The 20543-nt window shown below is 40.0% G+C and carries 19 protein-coding genes; 7 read left to right on the top strand and 12 right to left on the bottom strand.

What is annotated here, in order from left to right; translation table 11 throughout:
* Positions 1–121: 121 nt before the first annotated feature.
* The 3 genes from WG954_RS15960 to WG954_RS15950 all read right to left on the bottom strand — a co-directional run bounded on the left by WG954_RS15960 (position 122) and on the right by WG954_RS15950 (position 3121).
* Positions 122–604 carry a hypothetical protein gene (locus WG954_RS15960; RefSeq protein ID WP_340437708.1) on the bottom strand — a complete coding sequence of 161 codons (483 nt, stop codon included), beginning with the start codon at positions 602–604 and terminating at the stop codon, positions 122–124.
* Positions 605–879: 275 nt separating this feature from the next.
* A complete protein-coding gene (locus WG954_RS15955) occupies positions 880–2316 on the bottom strand; it encodes a family 43 glycosylhydrolase (protein ID WP_340437706.1) in 1437 nt (478 codons plus the stop codon).
* 46 nt (positions 2317–2362) lie between these two features.
* A complete protein-coding gene (locus tag WG954_RS15950) occupies positions 2363–3121 on the bottom strand; it encodes a protein kinase family protein (protein ID WP_340437705.1) in 759 nt (252 codons plus the stop codon).
* A gap of 449 nt (positions 3122–3570) precedes the next feature.
* Here WG954_RS15950 and WG954_RS15945 point away from each other — a divergent pair, with 449 nt between their 5' ends.
* Together WG954_RS15945 and rbp are read left to right on the top strand one after the other, a co-directional pair.
* Positions 3571–3819 (top strand): hypothetical protein, encoded by a 249-nt coding sequence (locus tag WG954_RS15945; protein ID WP_340437704.1) that lies wholly within the window; start codon positions 3571–3573, stop codon positions 3817–3819.
* A 273-nt stretch (positions 3820–4092) separates the two neighbouring features.
* Positions 4093–4401 (top strand): RNA-binding regulator, encoded by a 309-nt coding sequence (rbp, locus tag WG954_RS15940; RefSeq protein ID WP_182806505.1) that lies wholly within the window; start codon positions 4093–4095, stop codon positions 4399–4401.
* A 63-nt stretch (positions 4402–4464) separates the two neighbouring features.
* Here rbp and WG954_RS15935 read toward each other — a convergent pair whose 3' ends face one another.
* A complete protein-coding gene (locus WG954_RS15935; protein ID WP_340437703.1) occupies positions 4465–4902 on the bottom strand; it encodes a DUF2059 domain-containing protein in 438 nt (145 codons plus the stop codon).
* A gap of 148 nt (positions 4903–5050) precedes the next feature.
* Between WG954_RS15935 and WG954_RS15930 the strand changes: the two genes are divergently transcribed.
* Entirely contained in the window at positions 5051–6706 is a 1656-nt protein-coding gene (locus WG954_RS15930) for a serine hydrolase (protein ID WP_340437702.1), read from the top strand.
* Positions 6707–6818: 112 nt separating this feature from the next.
* Here the strand turns inward: WG954_RS15930 and WG954_RS15925 are convergent, their stop codons facing one another.
* The 6 genes from WG954_RS15925 to WG954_RS15900 all read right to left on the bottom strand — a co-directional run bounded on the left by WG954_RS15925 (position 6819) and on the right by WG954_RS15900 (position 15715).
* The gene (locus tag WG954_RS15925) at positions 6819–7928 is read right to left on the bottom strand and encodes a serine hydrolase domain-containing protein (protein WP_340437701.1); all 1110 of its coding nucleotides are present in this window, start codon (positions 7926–7928) and stop codon (positions 6819–6821) included.
* 260 nt (positions 7929–8188) lie between these two features.
* Positions 8189–8968, bottom strand: coding sequence for a M90 family metallopeptidase (locus WG954_RS15920; RefSeq protein ID WP_340437699.1), 780 nt, complete (start codon positions 8966–8968; stop codon positions 8189–8191).
* Positions 8969–9019: 51 nt separating this feature from the next.
* On the bottom strand, positions 9020–10054 hold the full coding sequence (gene trhO, locus WG954_RS15915) for an oxygen-dependent tRNA uridine(34) hydroxylase TrhO (RefSeq protein ID WP_340437697.1): 1035 nt from the start codon (positions 10052–10054) through the stop codon (positions 9020–9022).
* Between the two features lie 217 nt (positions 10055–10271).
* Positions 10272–12731, bottom strand: a complete 2460-nt coding sequence (locus WG954_RS15910; protein ID WP_340437695.1) for a DUF5686 and carboxypeptidase regulatory-like domain-containing protein — start codon at positions 12729–12731, stop codon at positions 10272–10274.
* A 131-nt stretch (positions 12732–12862) separates the two neighbouring features.
* Positions 12863–13219, bottom strand: a complete 357-nt coding sequence (locus WG954_RS15905; protein WP_340437694.1) for a hypothetical protein — start codon at positions 13217–13219, stop codon at positions 12863–12865.
* Positions 13220–13270: 51 nt separating this feature from the next.
* Positions 13271–15715, bottom strand: coding sequence for a penicillin acylase family protein (locus WG954_RS15900; protein ID WP_340437692.1), 2445 nt, complete (start codon positions 15713–15715; stop codon positions 13271–13273).
* 375 nt (positions 15716–16090) lie between these two features.
* On the opposite strand from WG954_RS15900, the gene WG954_RS15895 reads away from it, so the two are divergent.
* Complete coding sequence (locus WG954_RS15895; RefSeq protein ID WP_182806493.1) at positions 16091–16702, top strand: MiaE family protein; 612 nt, start codon at positions 16091–16093, stop codon at positions 16700–16702.
* A 134-nt stretch (positions 16703–16836) separates the two neighbouring features.
* On the opposite strand, the gene WG954_RS15890 is transcribed toward WG954_RS15895, so the two are convergent.
* On the bottom strand, positions 16837–17229 hold the full coding sequence (locus WG954_RS15890; RefSeq protein WP_340437688.1) for a hypothetical protein: 393 nt from the start codon (positions 17227–17229) through the stop codon (positions 16837–16839).
* 134 nt (positions 17230–17363) lie between these two features.
* Between WG954_RS15890 and WG954_RS15885 the strand changes: the two genes are divergently transcribed.
* From WG954_RS15885 to WG954_RS15875, 3 genes are all read left to right on the top strand, one after another.
* Positions 17364–18392, top strand: a complete 1029-nt coding sequence (locus WG954_RS15885; protein WP_340437686.1) for a glycosylasparaginase — start codon at positions 17364–17366, stop codon at positions 18390–18392.
* 121 nt (positions 18393–18513) lie between these two features.
* Entirely contained in the window at positions 18514–19251 is a 738-nt protein-coding gene (locus WG954_RS15880) for a copper homeostasis protein CutC (RefSeq protein ID WP_340437685.1), read from the top strand.
* 48 nt (positions 19252–19299) lie between these two features.
* Positions 19300–19815 carry a HEAT-like fold family protein gene (locus WG954_RS15875; RefSeq protein ID WP_340437684.1) on the top strand — a complete coding sequence of 172 codons (516 nt, stop codon included), beginning with the start codon at positions 19300–19302 and terminating at the stop codon, positions 19813–19815.
* 127 nt (positions 19816–19942) lie between these two features.
* Here WG954_RS15875 and WG954_RS15870 read toward each other — a convergent pair whose 3' ends face one another.
* A complete protein-coding gene (locus tag WG954_RS15870) occupies positions 19943–20512 on the bottom strand; it encodes a dihydrofolate reductase family protein (protein WP_340437682.1) in 570 nt (189 codons plus the stop codon).
* Positions 20513–20543: the final 31 nt, after the last annotated feature.

Below are 20543 nucleotides of genomic sequence, written 5' to 3'. Positions count from 1 at the left end.
ACTACCCGTTAAAAACAGCTTACTCAAGTTATAAAACAAAGCTGAAAATTGCAATGTGCTTTGCTGTTGAATCTTAACTGGCGTAAGTGTTCCGCAGGATCACTTGCGCCTGAGATGGTAGTTATTTTTTTCGGCCGTAAAGATTTCTAACTTCTATCAAGTCTTTGTCCAAACATTGTTCTAATGTTAGATAATAGATCGAGTTTGAAGCTTGTCCTTGTCTAAAATGTTTTGGTAAGTCTTTCCAAATTCTTGGATAAAATAGTCCTAAAGAAAGAAAAGTTAAACAAGGTAAAGTAAGGTTGCCATTACCCACCAAATAAGCTTGCATTCTGATTTCGTCTTGCATTGTCATCTCATATTCCAAAACTATATGTTTTAAATCGTGATTCTCAAATTTGGGTATTAACCTGTATTGTCTTTTGTCAAGCAAATCTGCAATTGCTTTACCAACTGTCCCAAATTGTAATGTTCTTAAATGGTTCAATTTCGGTGTCAAACTATCTGCACCAAATAATAGTTCTAAAGCCAAAATTGTTACTCCTGTTAATTTTAAAGACTTGAATTTATTAAGTCGGTCTTCTAATTTAAGGTTGAATATCATATTGGATTTTCAAATTGTTTATCAATACAGAAGAGTCGTTGTATAATTACTGCTAAGACATAAATATTCGCACCCGAACTAATTTCAAAATTTCCAACCATTTGATTTTCATCAGCTGCTATATACGCTTTTTAGATTGTGGATTGCACAATTGCTTCTAATAATAACTGCGTTCACATTTTTTTTGGGGTTTTGTCTTTTGGATTCCTTCTTGCACCTTATCCCCTTTGCCTTGTGCCTTGTTCCTTGGATTTTGTTTTTTGGATTTTGGTTCCTTAGTGAGCCTTAAAATTCCATTTCGAATTATCACTGGTAAAATCAAATTCTGCAAGTGTGGGTGTACTGTCTCCTGAAGATACCAATGCTAACTTCTTTCCTGAATTGGGAACAATCTTCGGCATTATTCTGTAGCTGCCATCGGTCAACTGATCAATCCTCCATAACTGTTCAGGAGCACCTGTAAATGCTGGCACTGTTATTACTTCTGCATCGGCAGTGGCTGCTAAAGTGCGGTCGGTTCCTGCTAATACAATTTTGTAATACGGTCCGCCTAAATACCCTGTTGTATCAGGAGCATCTGTTATGGTCCATTTCTGATGAGGGCGGGACATATAATCCCCTATCCGCAGATTGATATTTCCTGTTGGCCAGTTCTTCATTAAATCGGCCAGTTCCTGGGGAGCAACGGGTTTTATTGGTTCGTTGTTGGGCTGTCCAAATCCACGAGGGCCACCCGGCATTCTTGTAAAATCAACTGCCAGCTCTAACGCATATCCTCTTCTTACCGATTCAATTTCATATGTGCCTTCTTTAAACTTCTCACCGGCAATGGGCCATCCATCTTTCCAAACGACGGGAAGTATGCCTAGTACACTCCGACCGCCCTGCTCCAGATCTGCTTCATAATGCAACGACATTTTCTCCACTCCTTTCTCAAGAATCATGTGACCAAAATGTCCCGGGCCAATTAATCCTCCACGTGTGGCAACCACCATTTTACCGCCACCTTCTAACATACTTCTTCCTACATTATCTATGTAAGGACCTGTTATTTGTTTTGAACGACCTACCACTACATTATAAGTGGAGTTAGCACCATCGCAACAACTTCCATGAGTAGCGAGTAAGTAATACCAACCATCACGATAAACTAATGTAGAAGCTTCACATACAATAGCTACATCAACAGGTTTATTACCTTCTTTGAGTTTACCGGTTTTGGGATCTAATTCAATCAAACGGGTGAATCCAAAATAAGTACCGTAGGTGAGCCAAAGACGTCCTGTATTAGGGTCTAACATTACCCCCGGATCGATGGCATCATTTTCTTCATAACCATCAGAAGTTGCAACTACAATTGGTTCAGAATATTTAAAGTCGGGTGATGTTGGATCAAGTGTTTTATTCCACATGGTGAGTATGGCGCCCTTATGATTGCTTGAGCCTCCTGTTGCTCCATAGATTACAAGATAGCGGTCGCCAATTTTTATGGCATCGGGTGCAGCACCACCACCGGGACGTACAGCGCCGCCATACCATGTCCAACCATCTGTTGATATTAACCCGCCACCGCCGGTGCCAAATGTGTAATACTTTCCTTCACATTCAACAATGGTTGACGGATCATGAATAAATGGTCTTCCTACCTGGGCTGATGTTATTTGTGTGAATACTGCCAGCAATGCAGTTATAATTGTTTTCATTCGTTTCATAATAATGATTTCAGAATAATTGATAGCTTGAACCGTGTGGCAAATGTTATTGGTAACTGATGGTGAAGTTTTTGATTGGTGCTCCTTTTTCATCTAAAAAGCGAACACAGAAGTTAGCCATACCGGGTCCGTTTATTACTGCGCCACGGATGATGTTCTTTCCCTTTTTAAGTGTTAAACGTGAAGAGGTAACATTATCAACAATCATATCCCTGTCGCCTGAAAGCATAAGTGCTTCCTGTCCATTCAGCCACCACATGCTTCCTGAATTACATCCCGCTGTCATTCTTACATTTTTCATTTCTTCCGGGCTATCAATAACAGTAACAAGCCAAACAAGTATGCCGTAAGTTGGTTTGTTTAAAGCATATGTAAAATGGTATAAATTAAAGTTGAATGTTTTGCTCTCTAACGCATGCCATTTCAATTCCTGGTTTCCCAGTTTTATCATTTCACCATGTTTGGGAACTGTGTTGTAATCGTTGGAAAAATTATCAGTTGAAAAAGCTGTTTTGAGATAATTGTCGGTGAATATATTATTCCGGGCAATGTCTTTCTTCACCGGTTCAAGCACCAACCAACGTTGAATAAATCCTTTGGCATTGGGTGTTTTTTTAGCGGGCGATGCTACTATAAAATGTTTAGAAAGAGTATGAGAGGTATCGCCTTTAATGGGTATGGGCGGCAGTGATGGCCTTGGTGGCTGACCCGGCGCCTGCGCAAATGCGTTAATGGTAATTATTTGTAAGAATGATAAAACCACAAAAGCAATAACCGGCAACAAGGATTTGTATTTTCTGTTCATGGCAGATTTCGTATGTAGTGATTGTTTTTTGAATTGAAGGTTATAAAACAAACCTACAAAACCACGATTAACTTTACGTACAACAACGACCGCCGAATTATAATAAACAATCCTTTTTTTGGAGGTTGTTTATCGGGCTTTGGCTCTTGTTCCTTCCACCTTGTCCCCTGTACCTTGCGCCTTCTTTTTTGGATTTTGGATTTTCCTTCTTGCACCTTGTCCCTTGTACCTTGTGCCTTCTTTTTTGCCATTTCCTTTTTACTTTCCGTATCTTCACCAAGTCTCTAATTAAACCGGCAAGCAACTGCCTCACAGATTCTTGTTACAACGTTGCCGGTGAGTGCTCAGTTTCAGCATCAGTATTACATGTTAGTTTAGTCAGGTTATCAGTTCAGTATCGTTAGCGTCAGTATTGTATTTATCAGTTCACACTTTTAAACAATTGTACGATGAAGCTTTCTGAATTTATCTTGTTAGGCGAAGCGGAAAAGCAGCACACGGTTTTGCACCGGGGTGTACTTGTTGCAAAACGCACGGAGGAAACCAGTCTCGTATTTCTATTTCAGCTCGGAGCTTATTATGTAGAAACATGGTGCAATGTTGCAAACCGGTCGGTTACCGAATACCGCATGTTTGAGAACACCGCTCCCTTAGAACCTTATTTAGAAGAAATTTCGCTGCAACATTTATTAAATTAACAATTGCTGCAGGTTAGGTTGTAACAGGCTTAGCCTGCGGCAGTTAGTTTGTTATTGTTGAGTATTTAAGATGCAGTTGTGTGGTTGCATAAGGTCCATAATATGGATGTATGTGAAAGATTTAATCGCTCACATCAAAAGAACCCCTATATTTGCATCGTTAATTTGAGTCTCGCATCAGTATAGTTAATTAGTCTGCTCAGTAATCTGCATCTTAGTTAGTTTTTTACTTCTTGTGCCTCAAGCATTTTCAATTTTAATTTTTCCAAGAACATGAACATTTATGTTTCAAACTTGAGCTTCAACGTACAAGATGAAGACTTAAGAGAATTTTTCACTCCTTACGGAGAAGTAACTTCAGCAAAAATCATTAACGACAGAGAAAGCGGCCGCTCACGTGGTTTCGGTTTCGTTGAAATGAGTGATGATGCTGCTTCTAAAAAAGCAATCGCTGAACTCGATGGCGCAACTGTTGAAGGTCGTGCTATTAAAGTAGTAGAAGCTAAGCCTAAAGAAGATCGTCCTGCTCGCAGCGGTGGTGGTTACAACAATGGCAACAGCTACAATAAGAACAGATATTAATTTTAATATATTGCCTTATTAAACAAAGCCTCACAATTGTGAGGCTTTGTTGTTTTTAAAATGCTATTGGAAATATCCTGCTGCTTTTAGTTTAGCAGCAACTTTTTCACCCAGTGCCTTCCCCCACTCTTCACCAATGCCATACGATTCCTGCGTAATAACCGGAAGTTTATCCACCAGCTTTTTACCAATGGGCGTTTTATAAAAGGCAACAAGTTCCTTTATTTCAGCTTCAGTGAAATGTTTGGCATACACAGGTGCTATCATATCAATAAGGTCGCCGGCCTGGGCTTCTTTCATAAACTCATCCCAAAAATCAGTATCCACCGCAGGCAATTGCTTTTTATAGGAAGCTATCATCATCTCCATTGTTTGGAGGGCCATCTTCTTTGCCCCCGAAAGTTCAAGCATTTCCTTAATGAGTTTTCCTTTTGTATCGGTTTGCGCATTTGTGTTTACTGCAACAAGAAAAAAGAATATCAATACATACAGCAGCTTCATAGTAACGATTTTTGTTTACCAAATGTAACGGTAAAAACAGGTTTGCCAAAAGTTACCCTTCCGGATAGCTGTAAATTTTGCAGCCCATAAATAAAAAATCAAAAACATGTTTTACCTTTTAGCCTCAGTTCATTTAAAACCATAACATATGCGCTTGACCCTTATCTCCTGTTTGTGCTTGTTGTTGACAGTCTTCACTACTACTGCACAAACATCAACTAAAACAGATCAGCTTCTTACAGCCTCGTTCGACACACTTCTCAACAAAGAATTTAAATCTGGCGAACCGGGTGCTACGGCCATCGTGGTGCGTAAAGGCCAGGTGATTTATAAAAAAGCCATTGGCATGGCCGATATGGAACTGAATGTTCCGCTGCAGGCCGATATGATCTTTCGTATTGGTTCTATCACAAAACAATTTACCGCCGTAGCTATTCTGCAACTTGCTGAACAGGGAAAGCTTTCGCTGCAGGATGATATTAAAAAATTTGTTCCTGAACTAACGTTTAAAGAAAACATTACAGTAGAGCATTTGCTTAATCATACAAGTGGCATTGTGAGTTACACGAATAAAGCAGATTTTCCATCAAAGATGCGTACCGACATGAAGCCAATGGAGATCATCCATCTTACATCAAAAGACACACTTGAGTTTAAACCGGGTACAAAATGGAATTACAATAACACAGGTTACATCATACTCGGTTACATTATTGAAAAGCTGAGTGGCAAAACTTATGAAGAATATGTACAGCAAAATTTATTTGCACCTGCGGGAATGAATAATTCATATTACGGCAGTGAATCGAAGATCATTAAAAACAGGGCTAAAGGTTATGAAAAGGAAAAAAACACGTTTCAGAATTCTGATTACATCAGCATGACCTTACCTTATGCCGGTGGTTCCCTGCTTTCAACAGTTGAAGATCTCTGGAAATGGAACAAAGCCTTGTACAGTTATAAATTCATAAAAAAAGAATGGGTTGATAAAGCCACTACTCCTTACGTGCTGCCCAATGGAAAGTCAACAAGATATGGTTATGGCTTATCGATAAATCTTGTGCAGGGCAGTAAAGCCATTGAACATGGTGGTGGTATTCCCGGTTTCTTAACCGATGCTATTTACTTACCTGCCGAAGATGTATTTGTGGCCGTATTCAGCAATTGCGGATGTAAGTCTCCTAACAATGTTACCTATAAAATGGCTGCTCTTGCAATTGGCAAGCCGCTGAATTTTAAAGCTATCCCCATTTCAGAAACAGATGCAAAAGCATACGAAGCTGTTTATGTAAATGATGAGGGAGAAGAACGTGTTATCCGTTATGCAAACGGGAAGCTTACGTCGCAACGTGGCAGTGGAACACAGTTCGTGATCGAAAAATTTGAGAAGGATAGATTCTTTTTCGAAAATTCTGTTTCAATCATTGAATTTACACGAAACCAAAGAGGTGCTGTTGAATCGTTGATCTTTAAAAGTAACACCGAAGAAAGTACATGGAAAAAAAGCAGCAAGCCCTTACCCGCAGCCGTTACATTCATAACAGTTGATGCATCGGTGCTGGCTGGTTATGTGGGCAATTATACATTGGCACCTGGTTTTATACTCACGATTACGCATGAAGGCAGCCAGTTGTTTGCACAGGCAACAGGACAGCAGAGACTTGAACTGCAAGCCATCAGTAAGACAATGTTCCAGACAAAAGGTGTTGACGCTAAGATCGAGTTCAAACAAAATGCGGAAGGCAAAACCGAATCGTTGGTATTATACCAGGGTGGAAGAGAAATGCCGGCGAAGAAAGAATAAACAGATCATCTATACAATACATGAAACGGGCAGATGATATCTTCTGCCCGTTTTTTATACTTAAGTTTCTCTTCAAAAGATAAATTAATTGCAGACCATCTATATTTCGTCATTACAAAGAATAAACCAGGTTACTTGTGTCTTCGCTCAACACAGATCTGGAAAAATAAAGTGCGTCTGTTTTATCTAAAAACCGTTCATCAGTCATACCTGTGCGGTTAAAGAAAACCACGCTGCCAATATTATGTTCAGGATATATCCTGATTTCACAATAGTAACCACCACCACCGCCTGCATGTGCAAAATAAGTTCGTCCGTTCAACTCTCCTTTAAACCACGATATACACATTCCGGTTTTATGCCCGTTGTTCAATTTGTATTCCTGGAATAACAATTTATTATACGGACTTGAAATAAGTTGACAATTACATTTCAACAATACCTGAATATATTTTACAAAAGCAGACGGCTTTCCAATTAAGCCGCCATACGCCGCACCATTTACATAAAAAGATTTAAAGGGCTTCCAATTGCCAACAGCTTTATCCATGTACTTGCGCTTATCTAAAAATAAACCAAGTATAAGGTTTGTAAAACTAAACCGTTTATGATAGCCCCTTGCCTGCTTACTGATAACGGTTGTTTCAAATCCTAAATCGCTGCTGTCTGCAGGTAATTTGTCAATTATAAATTCGTTGACATAATCTTCATAACGTTTACCCGTTACTTTTTCAATGATCTGTCCGAGAAAAATATAACCGAGGTTCGAATAGGCAAAACGTTCGCCCGGCTTTGCTTTTGGTTTTTTGTTTTTCGAAATGATATGTTTAAAAAAAGCTGCTGCATTAAATGAACGGTGTTCATGACTTAAATGGATCCAGCTTAATGGAATTGGATTTGGAATACCTGCTGTATGGTTCAGCAAATGCCTGATTGTAACTAAATGACCGTATGGAAAATCGGGCAAATGATCAACAACACAATCGCATAGATCCAATTGCTTTTTTTCGGCCAGCTGGAGTATAGCTAAGGCTGTAAACGTTTTTGTAACAGAGTAGGCAGTATATGAATGATCAGCTGTAATGGATGTTTGCTTTTCAACATCTGCAAATCCATAACGAAACTCCTCCAGGATGGCATCTTTTGTAAAAAGATAATATTGAACAGATGGAGTTTTACCCGCTTTTACTTCACGCTCTAAAACCCGTTGAATGTCCTGCATAACAATCATTAAAAGTACAATGGAAGAAACGCACACCTCTATCCTTAGAAACCGGGATGCAATTATTCACTAACAAAGAAAACAAATTGAAACAGCCATACCAATCACATAAAGATGTGAAAATTTATACTCACTGTTTAATGAAAGCATTCATTTAATTGACTTTTTTGGGCAGCCATTCATAAAGACAATAACCTGATCCAATTGCATGTAAAGCAATAGCAGATTATTAATCATCGATTTGTTGATGGCTGGTTTTGTCAACTGCTTATTTCAGTTCTGTAAATGCGTTTCAGCATATAAAACAAATCCGGATGATTGGCTTGCAAGGATTCCGGTTGTTCAAAAAAGTATTCGGAGATCACAGCAAAAAACTCAGCTGTGTTGGTGGCGCCATACATATCAATATCTGAACCGTGTGTTTTCATTTGCAGTATTGTTGCTTCCATCAGGTTTTTCCATTGTCCTGTGTACTTGCGTTCAAGAATAATTTCGGGCACACCATCAACTGTTCCATCCATTTTATCAACGAGGTGTACAAACTCATGGATGGCTGTGTTGCGTGCATCGTTGTTGTTGATGAAGCCTTGCCGTAGTTGCCATTTGGTGATCACCATTACATTCTGCAAAGCACCTGTACCCACCATACCTGCGATATTCCTGTCGTCGCCATGTTGATCGAAATCGTTATTAAATGCGCCGGGGTATAACAACACTTCATGCAGGTTGATATACTGCCAATCATGAATGGAATAAACGGGAATGATAGCGCCTGCTGCAATGAGTATTTTATCCAGATCTTCTACTTCTGCATTGACGCCGGTAATTTTTACGGCAGCTAAGAATTGCTCTACTCTTTTTTCGAATGCCACTTTTCCTTCATCATCTAATTGACGGTAGAACTTCACATAGTCGGCCAACAACTCTTTGTAATTTTCAGGTAATTGGCTGTGCAGCTTTGCCCGCCTGATGCGGAATGCAATGATGATGATAAGCACGATCAGCAACAAAACGGTTATGATCTGAAATACTAATACCATGTAATGAAGATAAAACTTATTCAGTGGGATGAAAGTTGAAAATCGCTACCCCTACTCCACTTTCAAATCCTTCAATCTCGACTTGGCTTTATTAAACACATTTCTTCCCTTATCAATACCGCTGCGTAACCGCTTCTGTTCTTCTTCAGGAAGGTGAATGAAATCATAACATTCTTTGCTGCAGGTACCTGCCATTTTTTCTTTGCATTCATCGCATTGAATGAATAAAAGATGACAGGCATCGTTTACACAGTTCACATGGGTATCGGCAGGTTTGCCGCATTGATGACAGCTGGAAATGATTTCTTCAGTTACCCGTTCACCCAACCGTTGATCAAATACAAAATTCTTTCCATGGAATTTATTATCTAGACCCTTTTCTTTTACCTGGTTTACATAGTTGATAATGCCACCTTCAAGATGAAATACATTTTTGAAACCTTTGTGCAGCATATAAGCACTTGCTTTCTCACAACGGATGCCACCTGTGCAATACATGATGATGTTCTTGTTTTTATCTGCATCCATCATATCAGCAGCCATGGGTAATTGTTCACGAAAAGTATCACTGGGAATTTCTATGGCTTTTTCAAAATGCCCCACTTCAAATTCATAATGATTCCTCATATCGATCACTACCGTGTTGGGATCATTTGTGAGTTGATTGAATTGTTCCGCATTTACATACTTGCCTTTGTTGGCCATATCAAATGTCGGATCATCAATACCATCAGCCACAATTTTGTTACGCACTTTTATGTCGAGTACATAAAAACTTTTGCCATCATCATCCACTGCTACATTCAACCGCAATCCATTGAGTGGTTCAATAGCATAGAGATAGGTTCGAAACGCATCCATATTTGCAGTTGGTAAACTGATCTGTGCATTGATGCCTTCATGCGCCAGGTAAATACGACCTAACACACCCAATGCTGTAAAATCTTTGTACAGTTGATCACGGAAAGCTTTTGGCTCTTCAATTTTAAAATAACAATAAAAAGAAATGGTGGTGCGTGGTGTAGGATCGTTAATAATACGCTCTTTAAGCTCCTTGCGGGAGATACGGTTGTGTAATACGGCCATTGTTTGAATTTTAGTTCAGTAAATCTGCTTTGAACCCCAATTGCAGGTTGGGCAAAATCCGAAAGCGGAGCAAAGATAAATGAACCAGATACAAGAACCAAAACCCTAAAACCTAGGAAGAAAAAACAGGAGATTAAAGAACGAGTGTTGCAATACCCGCAACTCATAACTCTTAACCACAACTTAAGAACTAAGAACTACAAAACTCAGAACTGTTTTAGTCTGTAGAATTTCCTCCCACATTAATAGTTGTACCGATCCTTAGTTCCATTCTCGGACGCATTGTTTGTTGATAACCGGTTACTACATCTACACGAAAGAAACGGAAAATGTTTTCTAACCCAACATGCCATTCAGCATAAGTATGTTTTGGCAACCATAGTGAACTTACACCACTTACGAGGTGCCAGTTCAATTGTTTCAACCCGGGAATTTTATTTGTGATGAACCCATTGAAATGATGTTCAGTAAATACCGCTGCATACATTTTGTCGGCGTTGCTGTATTGATAATATTGCGGCAGTTGAAAAGTGGTCATAAAATCTGTTGCACGGAATAAACGATTCCCGGGAAAATGCTTTAGGTCTTGAACAAATACAGCATTACGATTTAAGAAACCACCGGTTTGTGCACGGTAATTAAAACGGCCGATCATTTTTAAGTTGAGATTATCTCTTACCGTAAACTGCCATTTATCGTAATCAACGTCACTCTTGAACACATTCTTTAATCCCTTGCTGTATTGCAAATTAAACACGGGCCATTTGTTACCAACGTTCACCACACGATCAGGAAACTCAATATACCTTGCTCCCGGCTGAACACTTATGCCAAGTGTTATAACAGCTGCCTGGTGTGCATCAAAATTCTGCGACATTAACTCCACAGGATAGTTAGGATTGTATTGCTTGGTACTTTTATTCGCCCAGTTGTACTCAGTTGTATTTTTTAATGGTTGCCTGTTTTGGTATTGAAGTGCAGCGTTGATAGTAACTCCTCCACCTATTCCTTTGCTGAAATTGATGCGTGCATAATCAGCAGCATACAACTTCATAAAATTGTTTTTGTAAAACAGAGTGGCAATTGTATTCGATAGTGGCTCTATAGGATTTTCATTGTTCAATTGAAATACCCGCTTACCCCCGCCGATACTTACAGATGATAAAAATTTATTACCGAAATTATATCTTGCAGTTGCCCATGCATTAAAACGTTCATTACTGAAGCCATAACGGAAATGAGGTATGACCGTAAGGTTTTTTCGATCAGTAAATTCTTTGCGGATTGTCACAGGCACATCCAGCACCAACCCTTCCACTGTATTAAAACTGGCAGCAGAGAGCAGGCCCGGCAACCCAATACTCAACTTCTTACTTTGTTTATTGAATGTTTTACCACTAAGCAGAATATGATTGAATTTGACTTTGTTACTGATGCGATCAAGTGAATCAAGATATGCCGGATCTTTCCGCAGCTGCTCAAGGCTATCTTTTTTGACATAATCTTTTTGCTCATCTTTTGTTAACGCAAGCGGACGAATACTATCCCAATAGTTAATCGATTTTTTGTTGCTGCCCTTTTCATACTTTAAGATGGTGTTGCCAAAGTATTTTTTATCGAAAGCAGGTTCTGTGTTGTAGTTACGATATACATTAGCAAAGCTGCCATAAGCATCAAATCCAAAAAACTTAACAGCGGGGTATAACAGTTGGCTTTGCATTACCCAGAAGTTTGTTCCCATTTGCCTGTACAGTTGTTCAATACGAACTGTATCAGCAAAGTTCATCTGGTTTTGTTTGGTGATACTCAGTTCAAGACTGTGGATACGCCATTCATCTTCCACAATATTAATGTAGCCACTGAAACAAGGTTCATACAAACGCTTTGGTGTTACTTTGATTTTGCTGATGAGCTTACCTTCTTCACTGAAAGCTCCTTCATATTTATATTTGTAGAAGTGCATTGCATTTTCTGCAATGGGTGAAACAAAACCACGTGGATTGAGTGAATTACTGATCTGCACATTGTTTTCATAAAACGAAAAGAAACGGGCACCGGCAAAACCAAAGCCGTCGCTTTGTCCGCTCACTCTCGTACTCAGTACATCGATCTTTATTTTATTGGGTTTATCAACTGAAAGTTTTGATACGGTTTCAGAGAGATAGATCATTTTCTTTTTACTTGTATCGCCATCTTCAAAATCAACCTTCTCACCCATAAATTTTTTCGGATAATCACGCAGGTTCATAGTGCCCTTACTATACACTTCGCAACTATAACTATCGTTTTCGTTCACATATTCCTTACGTTTCTTAATAGCTTTACGGATGATGGCATATGCAGGATCTTCTGCTCCGGCCTTCACCACTACTTCACTAAGGCTAACTGTTTGTTCTTTCAACACAAAATTCAACTGTACATCTTCATTGCTAACAGTGATCGTTTTCTCCTGTCGTTCGTAACCAACATGCCTGCATATGATGGTATAGGTACCTGCGGACAATTGAAAAAAATAAACACCGAGGCTGTTGGCCGATGTACCTTCTTTGCTTCCTTTAATGTTGAGTGAAGAATAAGGTAATGGCTCACCTTTTTCGTTTGTGACAGTACCGGTGATTTTTCCGGCGTAAGATGACAAGGTAATACAAACTGTAAACAGCAGGAATAATATGCGCATGGTACACGAAAGTACTTGTGCTGTTGTTAGGAAAAAACTAATTCTTATTGAGAATTTGGTCGGAGAGAATATGAGAAAAAAATAAACACAGAGGGCATCTCTATGCTCTACCTTCTCAGCACCAAAAAAGGCTATGTTGTTGCTTTCTTTGTTTGTCGCAGATACGACCCACTCAAGGCCGCAAAACCTCCCACCAAACCTGCTACCAAACCGGTGACACTCATAATGAGTGCATGCGAATGAGATTTAAACAACAGTTCAGCAATTTTCATGGAGAGAATATGCTGGTTGCCCATATCGATATACAATGCAAGGATGAGCCACATAAAAAACAAGGAGAGAAAGCCAGCCAGAAATGCTTTAAAGGGCTTCTGCGGAATTACAGTCGCCACAACAAATGAGGCAATAGCAATACTCCACCAGGGAAAATAAAAACCAGCAGCGTAACTTAAGAGAGCAGTGAGTATAAAGGCAACTAAGAATTTCATGTATTTTAATTAATCCGTCAGACGATGGCGTCAGACGGAGCGTGTTAGGAATTATGCTTTTTTAAACGTCATTGTCCATTTTACTTTTTCACTCTTTTCCTCTCCTGTCTTCATCACCCATGCTTTGTAATATTGACCGGCGGCCCATGTGTCAATAAACTGGTCGTAATATTTGCTTCCAGGATTGCCACTTTGTCCACCGGGGTAAACAACATACGCTTCTGTTTCATTGGTGAGATGCACAACCATGCGCCAGCTGGGGCCATGACTATGTTGCGTTGCATTGATAATGTGCTTGCCACCACCAATCTGCAAACCCTTTCGTGCAAAAGGCATCACTGCATCTTTTAAGATGTGATAGACCGTTGTGTTTTTATGCACCGCCCAATCCAATGTGTTTTCCTTTTCCATTTGCAGCAATTCAACAGTTGCTTTTTTTAATGACGATGCAAACACCTGGAAAATGGTTTCGGTTGTTGGCGTTCGCACATCATCAATAAATGAAAACAGGGAATCTTTTGTTAGTGCATCAGCCAATGTATATTCATACGGCCACTCATACACCACCGAATCTTTTTGCGTTAACTCATCATACCAAACATTACGTTCCAGGCTATCATACCAAACCTGGAAAACAGTTGCAGCTTTTGAATCAGCGATGTTTTGCAGATCCCAGGTTTTGATCATATTGAAGAAACGTTTTTCATCTGCGCCAAGATCAGCTTCGTTTGTATATTTCTTCATCAGCTTTGTTACCACTTCTGCCAACGGATTATAATTTACATTCTGTAAACGCTGCATATCCTGCGGCGTTATATTGCTCATGCTGGTTAAACGCCGGTTAATCTCCACTCCACGATATACATCATAACCACCGGGAATAAAATAAGGATAAGTTCCATCAACAGGACGTTGGTTGGCGCTGCTTACAAAACCACGTTCAGGATTAACCTGGTGCGGATTTTCAGCCGGCGGAATAATACCCTGCCACATATAACTGCTGTCTTCGCCCGGCATAACAAACAAGCCCTGTTTATTCCATCTTAAAGGAAAATGCCCTTGCTGCCAGATAGCAATATCGCCACGTTTGCTCGCAAAGATCATGTTCTGTGCAGGCACGGTGAAATATTTGATGGCATTGTAGTAATCATCATAATTCTTTGCACGATCAAGATAATGCCACATCAGTAATTCATTGCTTGGATCATGAGCGATCCATCTCGTTGCAATTGCTTTTTTATTGGTGAGCGGCGTCGAAAAACTTTCATCATAAGTTACAGGGCCGAATACCGTATAAGCTACTGTATCAAATACCGAAGGTTTGCCTTTTACTTTTATTTCTTCCACACGTTGCGGAGCTTCACGCCATTCATTATTGAACCAATATTGCTTCTTTGTTTCATCTTTAAATTTGATCTCATAAAAATCACGCACATCTCTTCCTGCGTTTGTAAATCCAAATGCAATGCTGTCGTTAAATCCAATCACTACACCGGGTATTCCAGGAAAAGACACCCCATAAGCATTCATATTTTTTGTGGTGATCTGCATTTCATACCAGATGGCAGGTAAGCTTAATTCAAGATGCGGATCATTACAAAGAATAGGTGCACCACTTTTTGTTTTTGTTCCACTTACTGCCCAGTTGTTACTGCCATTATCTTTGGATGGTTGATCAACCATTGCCACTTTCAATGCTGAATCTTTTTTCTGCAGGTATAATGAATCAACACTTGCCGGTGCAACAGCAGCAGCTGCAGGCGGATCAAACACTGTTCCTTTTGGAACAATTGGATCTAACGAATCCTGTAATTGCGGGTAAAGAATTTCGATCTGATCGTCACTGAATACTTTACGCAAGGCCGTTAATGGAAGATCATCAACCGAGAAAGCAAGTGTCTTCGTCATCTGTTTGATGAAGAGAGCCGTTTTAAGATTATTCCATTTCTCCGGTTGGTAACCGAGTATTTTGTATTCGATAGGCATTGCGCTTTCAGTGAGGTTTTCGATAAAAGCATTCACTCCTTTTGTATAATTATCAACCGACAATTTTGTAAATTCATTTGCTTCCATCTCCTTCAACATATTCTCTGCCGCAAATACCATCCCGATGCGGCGTTGTTCTTTATCAAAGTTCACTGCACGTTCGCCAATTACTTCACTAATGCGACCTGCAGCAGCACGTGTTGAAAATTCCATTTGCCATAACCGGAATTTTGCATGCAGGTATCCTTGTATGAAATAAGCATCTGCATCATTCTCCGCAACTACATGCGGCACTAACCGTTCATCGAAATATACATTTGCAGTTCCATTGAGTTGAGGAAAGCTGAGTTCTTCTGTAAAACTTTGTGATGCACGGTCAGCATTCTGCCAAAACCCGTGTTGAGGACTTAAAAATTTGCCGAGTGCAGGTGCCGGGCCTATTCTTGTGTTAAGCACTATTACCAGGGTAACGGTTACGGTTGTTGCAAGCAGGAATGGAATTAAACGCATAGTCTGTGGGGGTATAAAAAATGAAAATTAGCTAAAAAAAGTATTTGCACAGCTGCTAATTGATAACAATAAGGATTAAATGTTAATTACAAATGCAACAGCAAGAGATTTCTTGATAAAATAATAATTACCTGGTTTGTTAAACTGTGAGAATAGCAGATAGCCTGTTTGCTTAACAAAAAGGTGTTGCTTATACCCGCTTTGAGGTATTGTTCATATTCAAAATTATCGTTCACTTTGCTGTGCAATCAGCTAACCATTACACCTTTCATTCTTAATCGTGGTCTGTTGCAGACCTATGATAAACAACCTTCTCATCAGCAAGTTTTGAAAAGTAAGTAAGCTCTCTTCTTAAGAGAGCTTTATTTTTGCAGCATGGAGAAGGAATCAATTGATGTAAAAAACATACTCGGCCTGCAGCTACCCAGCGATCCACGCTGGGTCGATCTTACGGCCATTTCACTGGAAGATATATTAACCGATCATGCTTATTGTGAGCAGAAAGCCGCCACCACCTGCATTACACTTATTCAACGTTATAGTCAATATGAATTGCTGATAACGGAGCTGGCTCCTATTGTTACTGAAGAGTGGGGACATTTCCGTGCCGTACTTGCTGAGCTGCACAAACGTGGATTGAAACTCGGTCGTCAACGAAAAGATATTTATGTAAATGAGTTATTGACCTTCCAGAAAAAAGGTGGACACGTGGATGATCGTTTTCTTGATGAACTATTGACAATGGCATTAATTGAGGCCCGCAGTTGCGAACGTTTTAAACGATTGAGCGAAGGATTGAACGATGCTTATCTACGCAAATTCTACCGCAAGTTTATGGAAAGCGAAGCCGGACATTATACCTTGTTCATCACCATGGCTGAACATTATCTTCCTAAAAAGAAAGTGCGTGACCGATGGAAAGAATGGTTGGCGTTTGAAAAAGAGTTGATGCAACGGATGGAGATAAGGGGCGACAGGATTCATTGATTTATTACGCCCTCTCGGACGGACAACAGCCTTTTTCTATCTCACCTACAGTTCCGACTAAAAATAGAAAAGGGTAACATTTTCATGTTACCCCAGGATATGGGAAGAGTTCACTAGCATAGGGTTTTATATGATTAGAAACGGCCACGCTTACGGTCTCTGCGATCTTCCTTACGGTCACGCACATCTTCTCTGCGGTCATGCTTGTCTTCACGACGATCACGAACATCTTCTTTACGATCTCTCACATCTTCACGACGGTCACGTACATCTTCAATACGATCTCTGCGGCCACCATTGTGCTTCGCATCACGTACATCTTCTCTGCGATCACGAACGTCTTCTCTGCGGTCCTTTACATCTTCACGACGGTCACGTACATCTTCTTTTCGGTCACGAACGTCTTCACGACGATCAACACGGTTTTCTTTACGATCAAGCTTGCGCCTGGTTTGTGCAGCAGATTCATTAATTGAAAAAACAAAGGCTGCCATTGCAACTACGGATAAAATGATAAGCTTCTTCATGTGGTGATTTTTAAGTTTTTTATTTTGTTTTCAGATACGTAATTACAGACCACAGCCCATCAAGAAGGTTTAAAGGAAAGCTTGAAAAATTTTAAAATCATCTTACATTCACCGCTCATTAACATCTGAAATCTATGCTAAACAGAAGACGATTTATACAGCTCACCGGTCTCTCAACTGCTTTATTATCAACCGAAAGCTTTGCCGGCAGTGCCCAATCGGGTAAAGGCCCGATTGTAGTATCAACCTGGGGAGCCAACCTGAAAGCCAACAAGGATGCCTGGAAGATTTTAAGTAAAGGCGGCCGTGCCCTTGATGCGGTGGAAGCAGGCGTGATGGTGCCTGAGGCAGACCCTGCTGATATCAGCGTGGGTTATGGTGGTCTCCCCGACCGTGATGGACGAGTTACGCTTGACGCTTGCATCATGAACGAGAAAGGACAATGCGGTGCTGTGATGCACCTTGAACATATAATGCATCCCATAAATGTTGCAAGATTGGTGATGGAACAAACACCACATGTGCAATTGGTGGGTGATGGTGCTTTGCAGTTTGCATTAAGCAAGGGTTTTAAAAAAGAAAACCTGTTAACAGAAGAAGCCGAAAAAATGTGGAAGGAATGGTTAAAGACATCGAAGTACGACCCCATGATCATTCCTAACCTGTTAGAAAAAAAGCAAAATGAAAAGAATGAACCTGAACCTTACCCATGGCCGGTTGCTTTGCTGAATCATGATACCATCGGTATGGTAGCGCTTGATGCCAAAGGAAATTTAAGTGGCGCCTGTACAACAAGCGGGATGGCTTATAAAATGCGTGGACGTGTTGGCGACTCTCCTATTATTGGTGCAGGTTTGTTTGTAGATAATGAAGTAGGTGCTGCATCGGCTACAGGTGTTGGAGAAGAAGTAGTTAAGATATGTGGTGCACATACTGTGGTTGAAATGATGCGCAACGGTGCAACTCCTGAAGCAGCCTGCAAAGAAGCGGTAAGAAGAATTGTAAAGAACAATGGAACCAATGCAAAGAATGTGCAGGTTGGTTTTATTGCCATCAATAAAAAAGGCGACTATGGCGGCTATTCTGTTTTGAAGAATTTTGATATGGCTGTAACAAAAGCTGGTTTTGAAAAATCAGTAACACCAAAGTGTTGGTTTAGCTAAAGGAAGTTTAGAAGTAATAGTACGGGTTAAAGGTGAAATACATTTAAACTCCAACACTTACTAATCAACAAAAACTGCGAAACCGGCAACCCGTAACCCAAAACTTTTAACTGTATTTCAAATGAATTACAAACTCGAAGTAATCGCCTTCAGCATTGAATCCTGTTCACTTATTCAGCAGGCGGGTGCGCATCGTATTGAGTTATGCGATAATCCCGGCGAAGGTGGCACTACTCCCTCCTTTGGTTTTATTAAGAAAGCGAGAGAACTTGCATCAATTGAATTATATACAATGATCCGTCCACGTGGTGGTGATTTTCTATATACTGCTGATGAGTTTGATGCAATGAAAGAAGATATTAAACATTGTAAAAAACTCGGCTGCGATGGTGTGGTGTTTGGTTTATTGAATGCTGATGGCACTGTTGATAAAGCCCGTGCCGCTGCTTTGGTTGAACTGGCTTATCCTATGGGTGTAACTTTTCACCGTGCATTTGATCGAGTGCGTGATGCATTTGAAGCATTGGATACTCTAATAGATATTGGTTGCGAACGTGTGCTAACATCCGGCTTAATGCCCAATGTTACCGGCGGCAAACAGTTGCTGAAACAATTGGTAACAACAGCCGATGAACGCATCATCATTATGCCGGGCAGCGGTGTAAGACATAACATGATTGCGGAGCTTGCTCAGTTTACTGGTGCTGTTGAGTTTCATACATCAGCAAGAACGAATGTTGCTACGGGCATGCAATACATCAATGATCAGATGAATGAAAATTTAACTGCAGTTACTGTTGACAGCAATGAAGTGATTGCCTGCCTGGCCGAATTAAACAGACTCCAGCAAACCTCTTAACTCTTTTCTCCTTATCTTTTTCCTCACTTTAATCTCTTAGCTCAGGTTTTGAATCTCCGTGAAGAAATATTAGCCAAACATTCCAAAGAGCAAACCAATAAGATCATTGCATGGATCGGCAGTTCACAAAAACGTTTTGATGAATTGGTTCACTTATTTCTTACCGATGAGTACCGTGTGGTGCAACGGGCAGCCTGGCCCATTGGAACTATTGCCGAAACACAACCACAGTTGCTGAAGAAACATCTACCCGTCTTTGTAGCATTATTACGAAAGCCCGGCCTCCACAATGCAGTGCGCAGAAATATTACAAGACTGCTGCAATACATCACCATTCCTGAAGCATTGAAGGGCGATGTAATGGATGCCTGTTTCTCTTTCATCTGCGATGTGCAGGAAAAAGCAGCGGTGAAAGCATTCTCCTTAACCATACTTGAACAGTTAGCTAAAGAATATCCTGAGATATTACCCGAGATCATTACTGTTATTGAAGAACGATGGGATTATGAAACAGCGGCGTTTCATTCAAGGGCGAAGAAGATTTTAAAGAAGAGGGAACGGTAATTTACTTAAATCTATGAATACATGAACCTGGGCACGTCTCCTAGCCTCTGCAAATCTTTTTCATATTTGATTATAGCATGCTGAAGTTAAATCCGAGCAGGCTAACACCATCAACTGCAAATAATTATTATTTGTCTACTGTGTAATTCAGTTGAGTTACTCCGCAAGTAAATGGTCTGGTAGTTAAAAGGTTCAATTTTATTTTCTCTTTGGTGTTTGTAAACAAAGGAATGCCACGCCCAAGAATAATTGGATTAACAAACAGCCAGTAGCCATCAATTAAGTTTAATTGAATAAGAGAATGTGTTGCTGTGGGGCTGCCAAAAAGCAGGATATCTTCACCTTCCCCTTGTTTTATTTCATTTATTCTGTCAGTAAGATTGTCGCTGATAATTTGTGTATTAGTAAAACCTTCGTCATTCAATGTTTTTGATAAAACAACTTTGTACACTTTGCTATACCATTTTGAATGTTCAATGTCGTGCTTGGTCGCAGTTGGCTTGTCTGCTGCCGTAGGCCAGTAACTTTCCATCATTTCAAAAGTTACACGTCCATATAATGCAGTGTCCCCTTTGCTTATCCGTTTACCAACATGATCAAAAATTTCTTCATCAACTTTGATCCAATCCATTTCTCCGTTCGGTCCTGCTACAAATCCGTCAAGCGACATATGCATAAATGAAATAATTTTTCTCATTTGGTTTTGCTTTTTATTGTGTTTATTCTTG

The sequence above is a fragment of the Lacibacter sp. H375 genome, assembly GCF_037892425.1.
Lineage (GTDB): Bacteria > Bacteroidota > Bacteroidia > Chitinophagales > Chitinophagaceae > Lacibacter.
This window is presented reverse-complemented; position numbering and strand designations above follow the sequence as displayed.

Excerpts from the sequence above, each read along its gene's own strand:
- WG954_RS15960 (WP_340437708.1), bottom strand. The coding sequence starts at position 604 with ATGATATTCAACCTTAAATTAGAAGACCGACTTAATAAATTCAAGTCT.
- WG954_RS15955 (WP_340437706.1), bottom strand. The coding sequence starts at position 2,316 with ATGAAACGAATGAAAACAATTATAACTGCATTGCTGGCAGTATTCACA.
- WG954_RS15950 (WP_340437705.1), bottom strand. The coding sequence starts at position 3,121 with ATGAACAGAAAATACAAATCCTTGTTGCCGGTTATTGCTTTTGTGGTT.
- WG954_RS15945 (WP_340437704.1), top strand. The coding sequence starts at position 3,571 with ATGAAGCTTTCTGAATTTATCTTGTTAGGCGAAGCGGAAAAGCAGCAC.
- rbp (WP_182806505.1), top strand. The coding sequence starts at position 4,093 with ATGAACATTTATGTTTCAAACTTGAGCTTCAACGTACAAGATGAAGAC.
- WG954_RS15935 (WP_340437703.1), bottom strand. The coding sequence starts at position 4,902 with ATGAAGCTGCTGTATGTATTGATATTCTTTTTTCTTGTTGCAGTAAAC.
- WG954_RS15930 (WP_340437702.1), top strand. The coding sequence starts at position 5,051 with ATGCGCTTGACCCTTATCTCCTGTTTGTGCTTGTTGTTGACAGTCTTC.
- WG954_RS15925 (WP_340437701.1), bottom strand. The coding sequence starts at position 7,928 with ATGCAGGACATTCAACGGGTTTTAGAGCGTGAAGTAAAAGCGGGTAAA.
- WG954_RS15920 (WP_340437699.1), bottom strand. The coding sequence starts at position 8,968 with ATGGTATTAGTATTTCAGATCATAACCGTTTTGTTGCTGATCGTGCTT.
- trhO (WP_340437697.1), bottom strand. The coding sequence starts at position 10,054 with ATGGCCGTATTACACAACCGTATCTCCCGCAAGGAGCTTAAAGAGCGT.
- WG954_RS15910 (WP_340437695.1), bottom strand. The coding sequence starts at position 12,731 with ATGCGCATATTATTCCTGCTGTTTACAGTTTGTATTACCTTGTCATCT.
- WG954_RS15905 (WP_340437694.1), bottom strand. The coding sequence starts at position 13,219 with ATGAAATTCTTAGTTGCCTTTATACTCACTGCTCTCTTAAGTTACGCT.
- WG954_RS15900 (WP_340437692.1), bottom strand. The coding sequence starts at position 15,715 with ATGCGTTTAATTCCATTCCTGCTTGCAACAACCGTAACCGTTACCCTG.
- WG954_RS15895 (WP_182806493.1), top strand. The coding sequence starts at position 16,091 with ATGGAGAAGGAATCAATTGATGTAAAAAACATACTCGGCCTGCAGCTA.
- WG954_RS15890 (WP_340437688.1), bottom strand. The coding sequence starts at position 17,229 with ATGAAGAAGCTTATCATTTTATCCGTAGTTGCAATGGCAGCCTTTGTT.
- WG954_RS15885 (WP_340437686.1), top strand. The coding sequence starts at position 17,364 with ATGCTAAACAGAAGACGATTTATACAGCTCACCGGTCTCTCAACTGCT.
- WG954_RS15880 (WP_340437685.1), top strand. The coding sequence starts at position 18,514 with ATGAATTACAAACTCGAAGTAATCGCCTTCAGCATTGAATCCTGTTCA.
- WG954_RS15870 (WP_340437682.1), bottom strand. The coding sequence starts at position 20,512 with ATGAGAAAAATTATTTCATTTATGCATATGTCGCTTGACGGATTTGTA.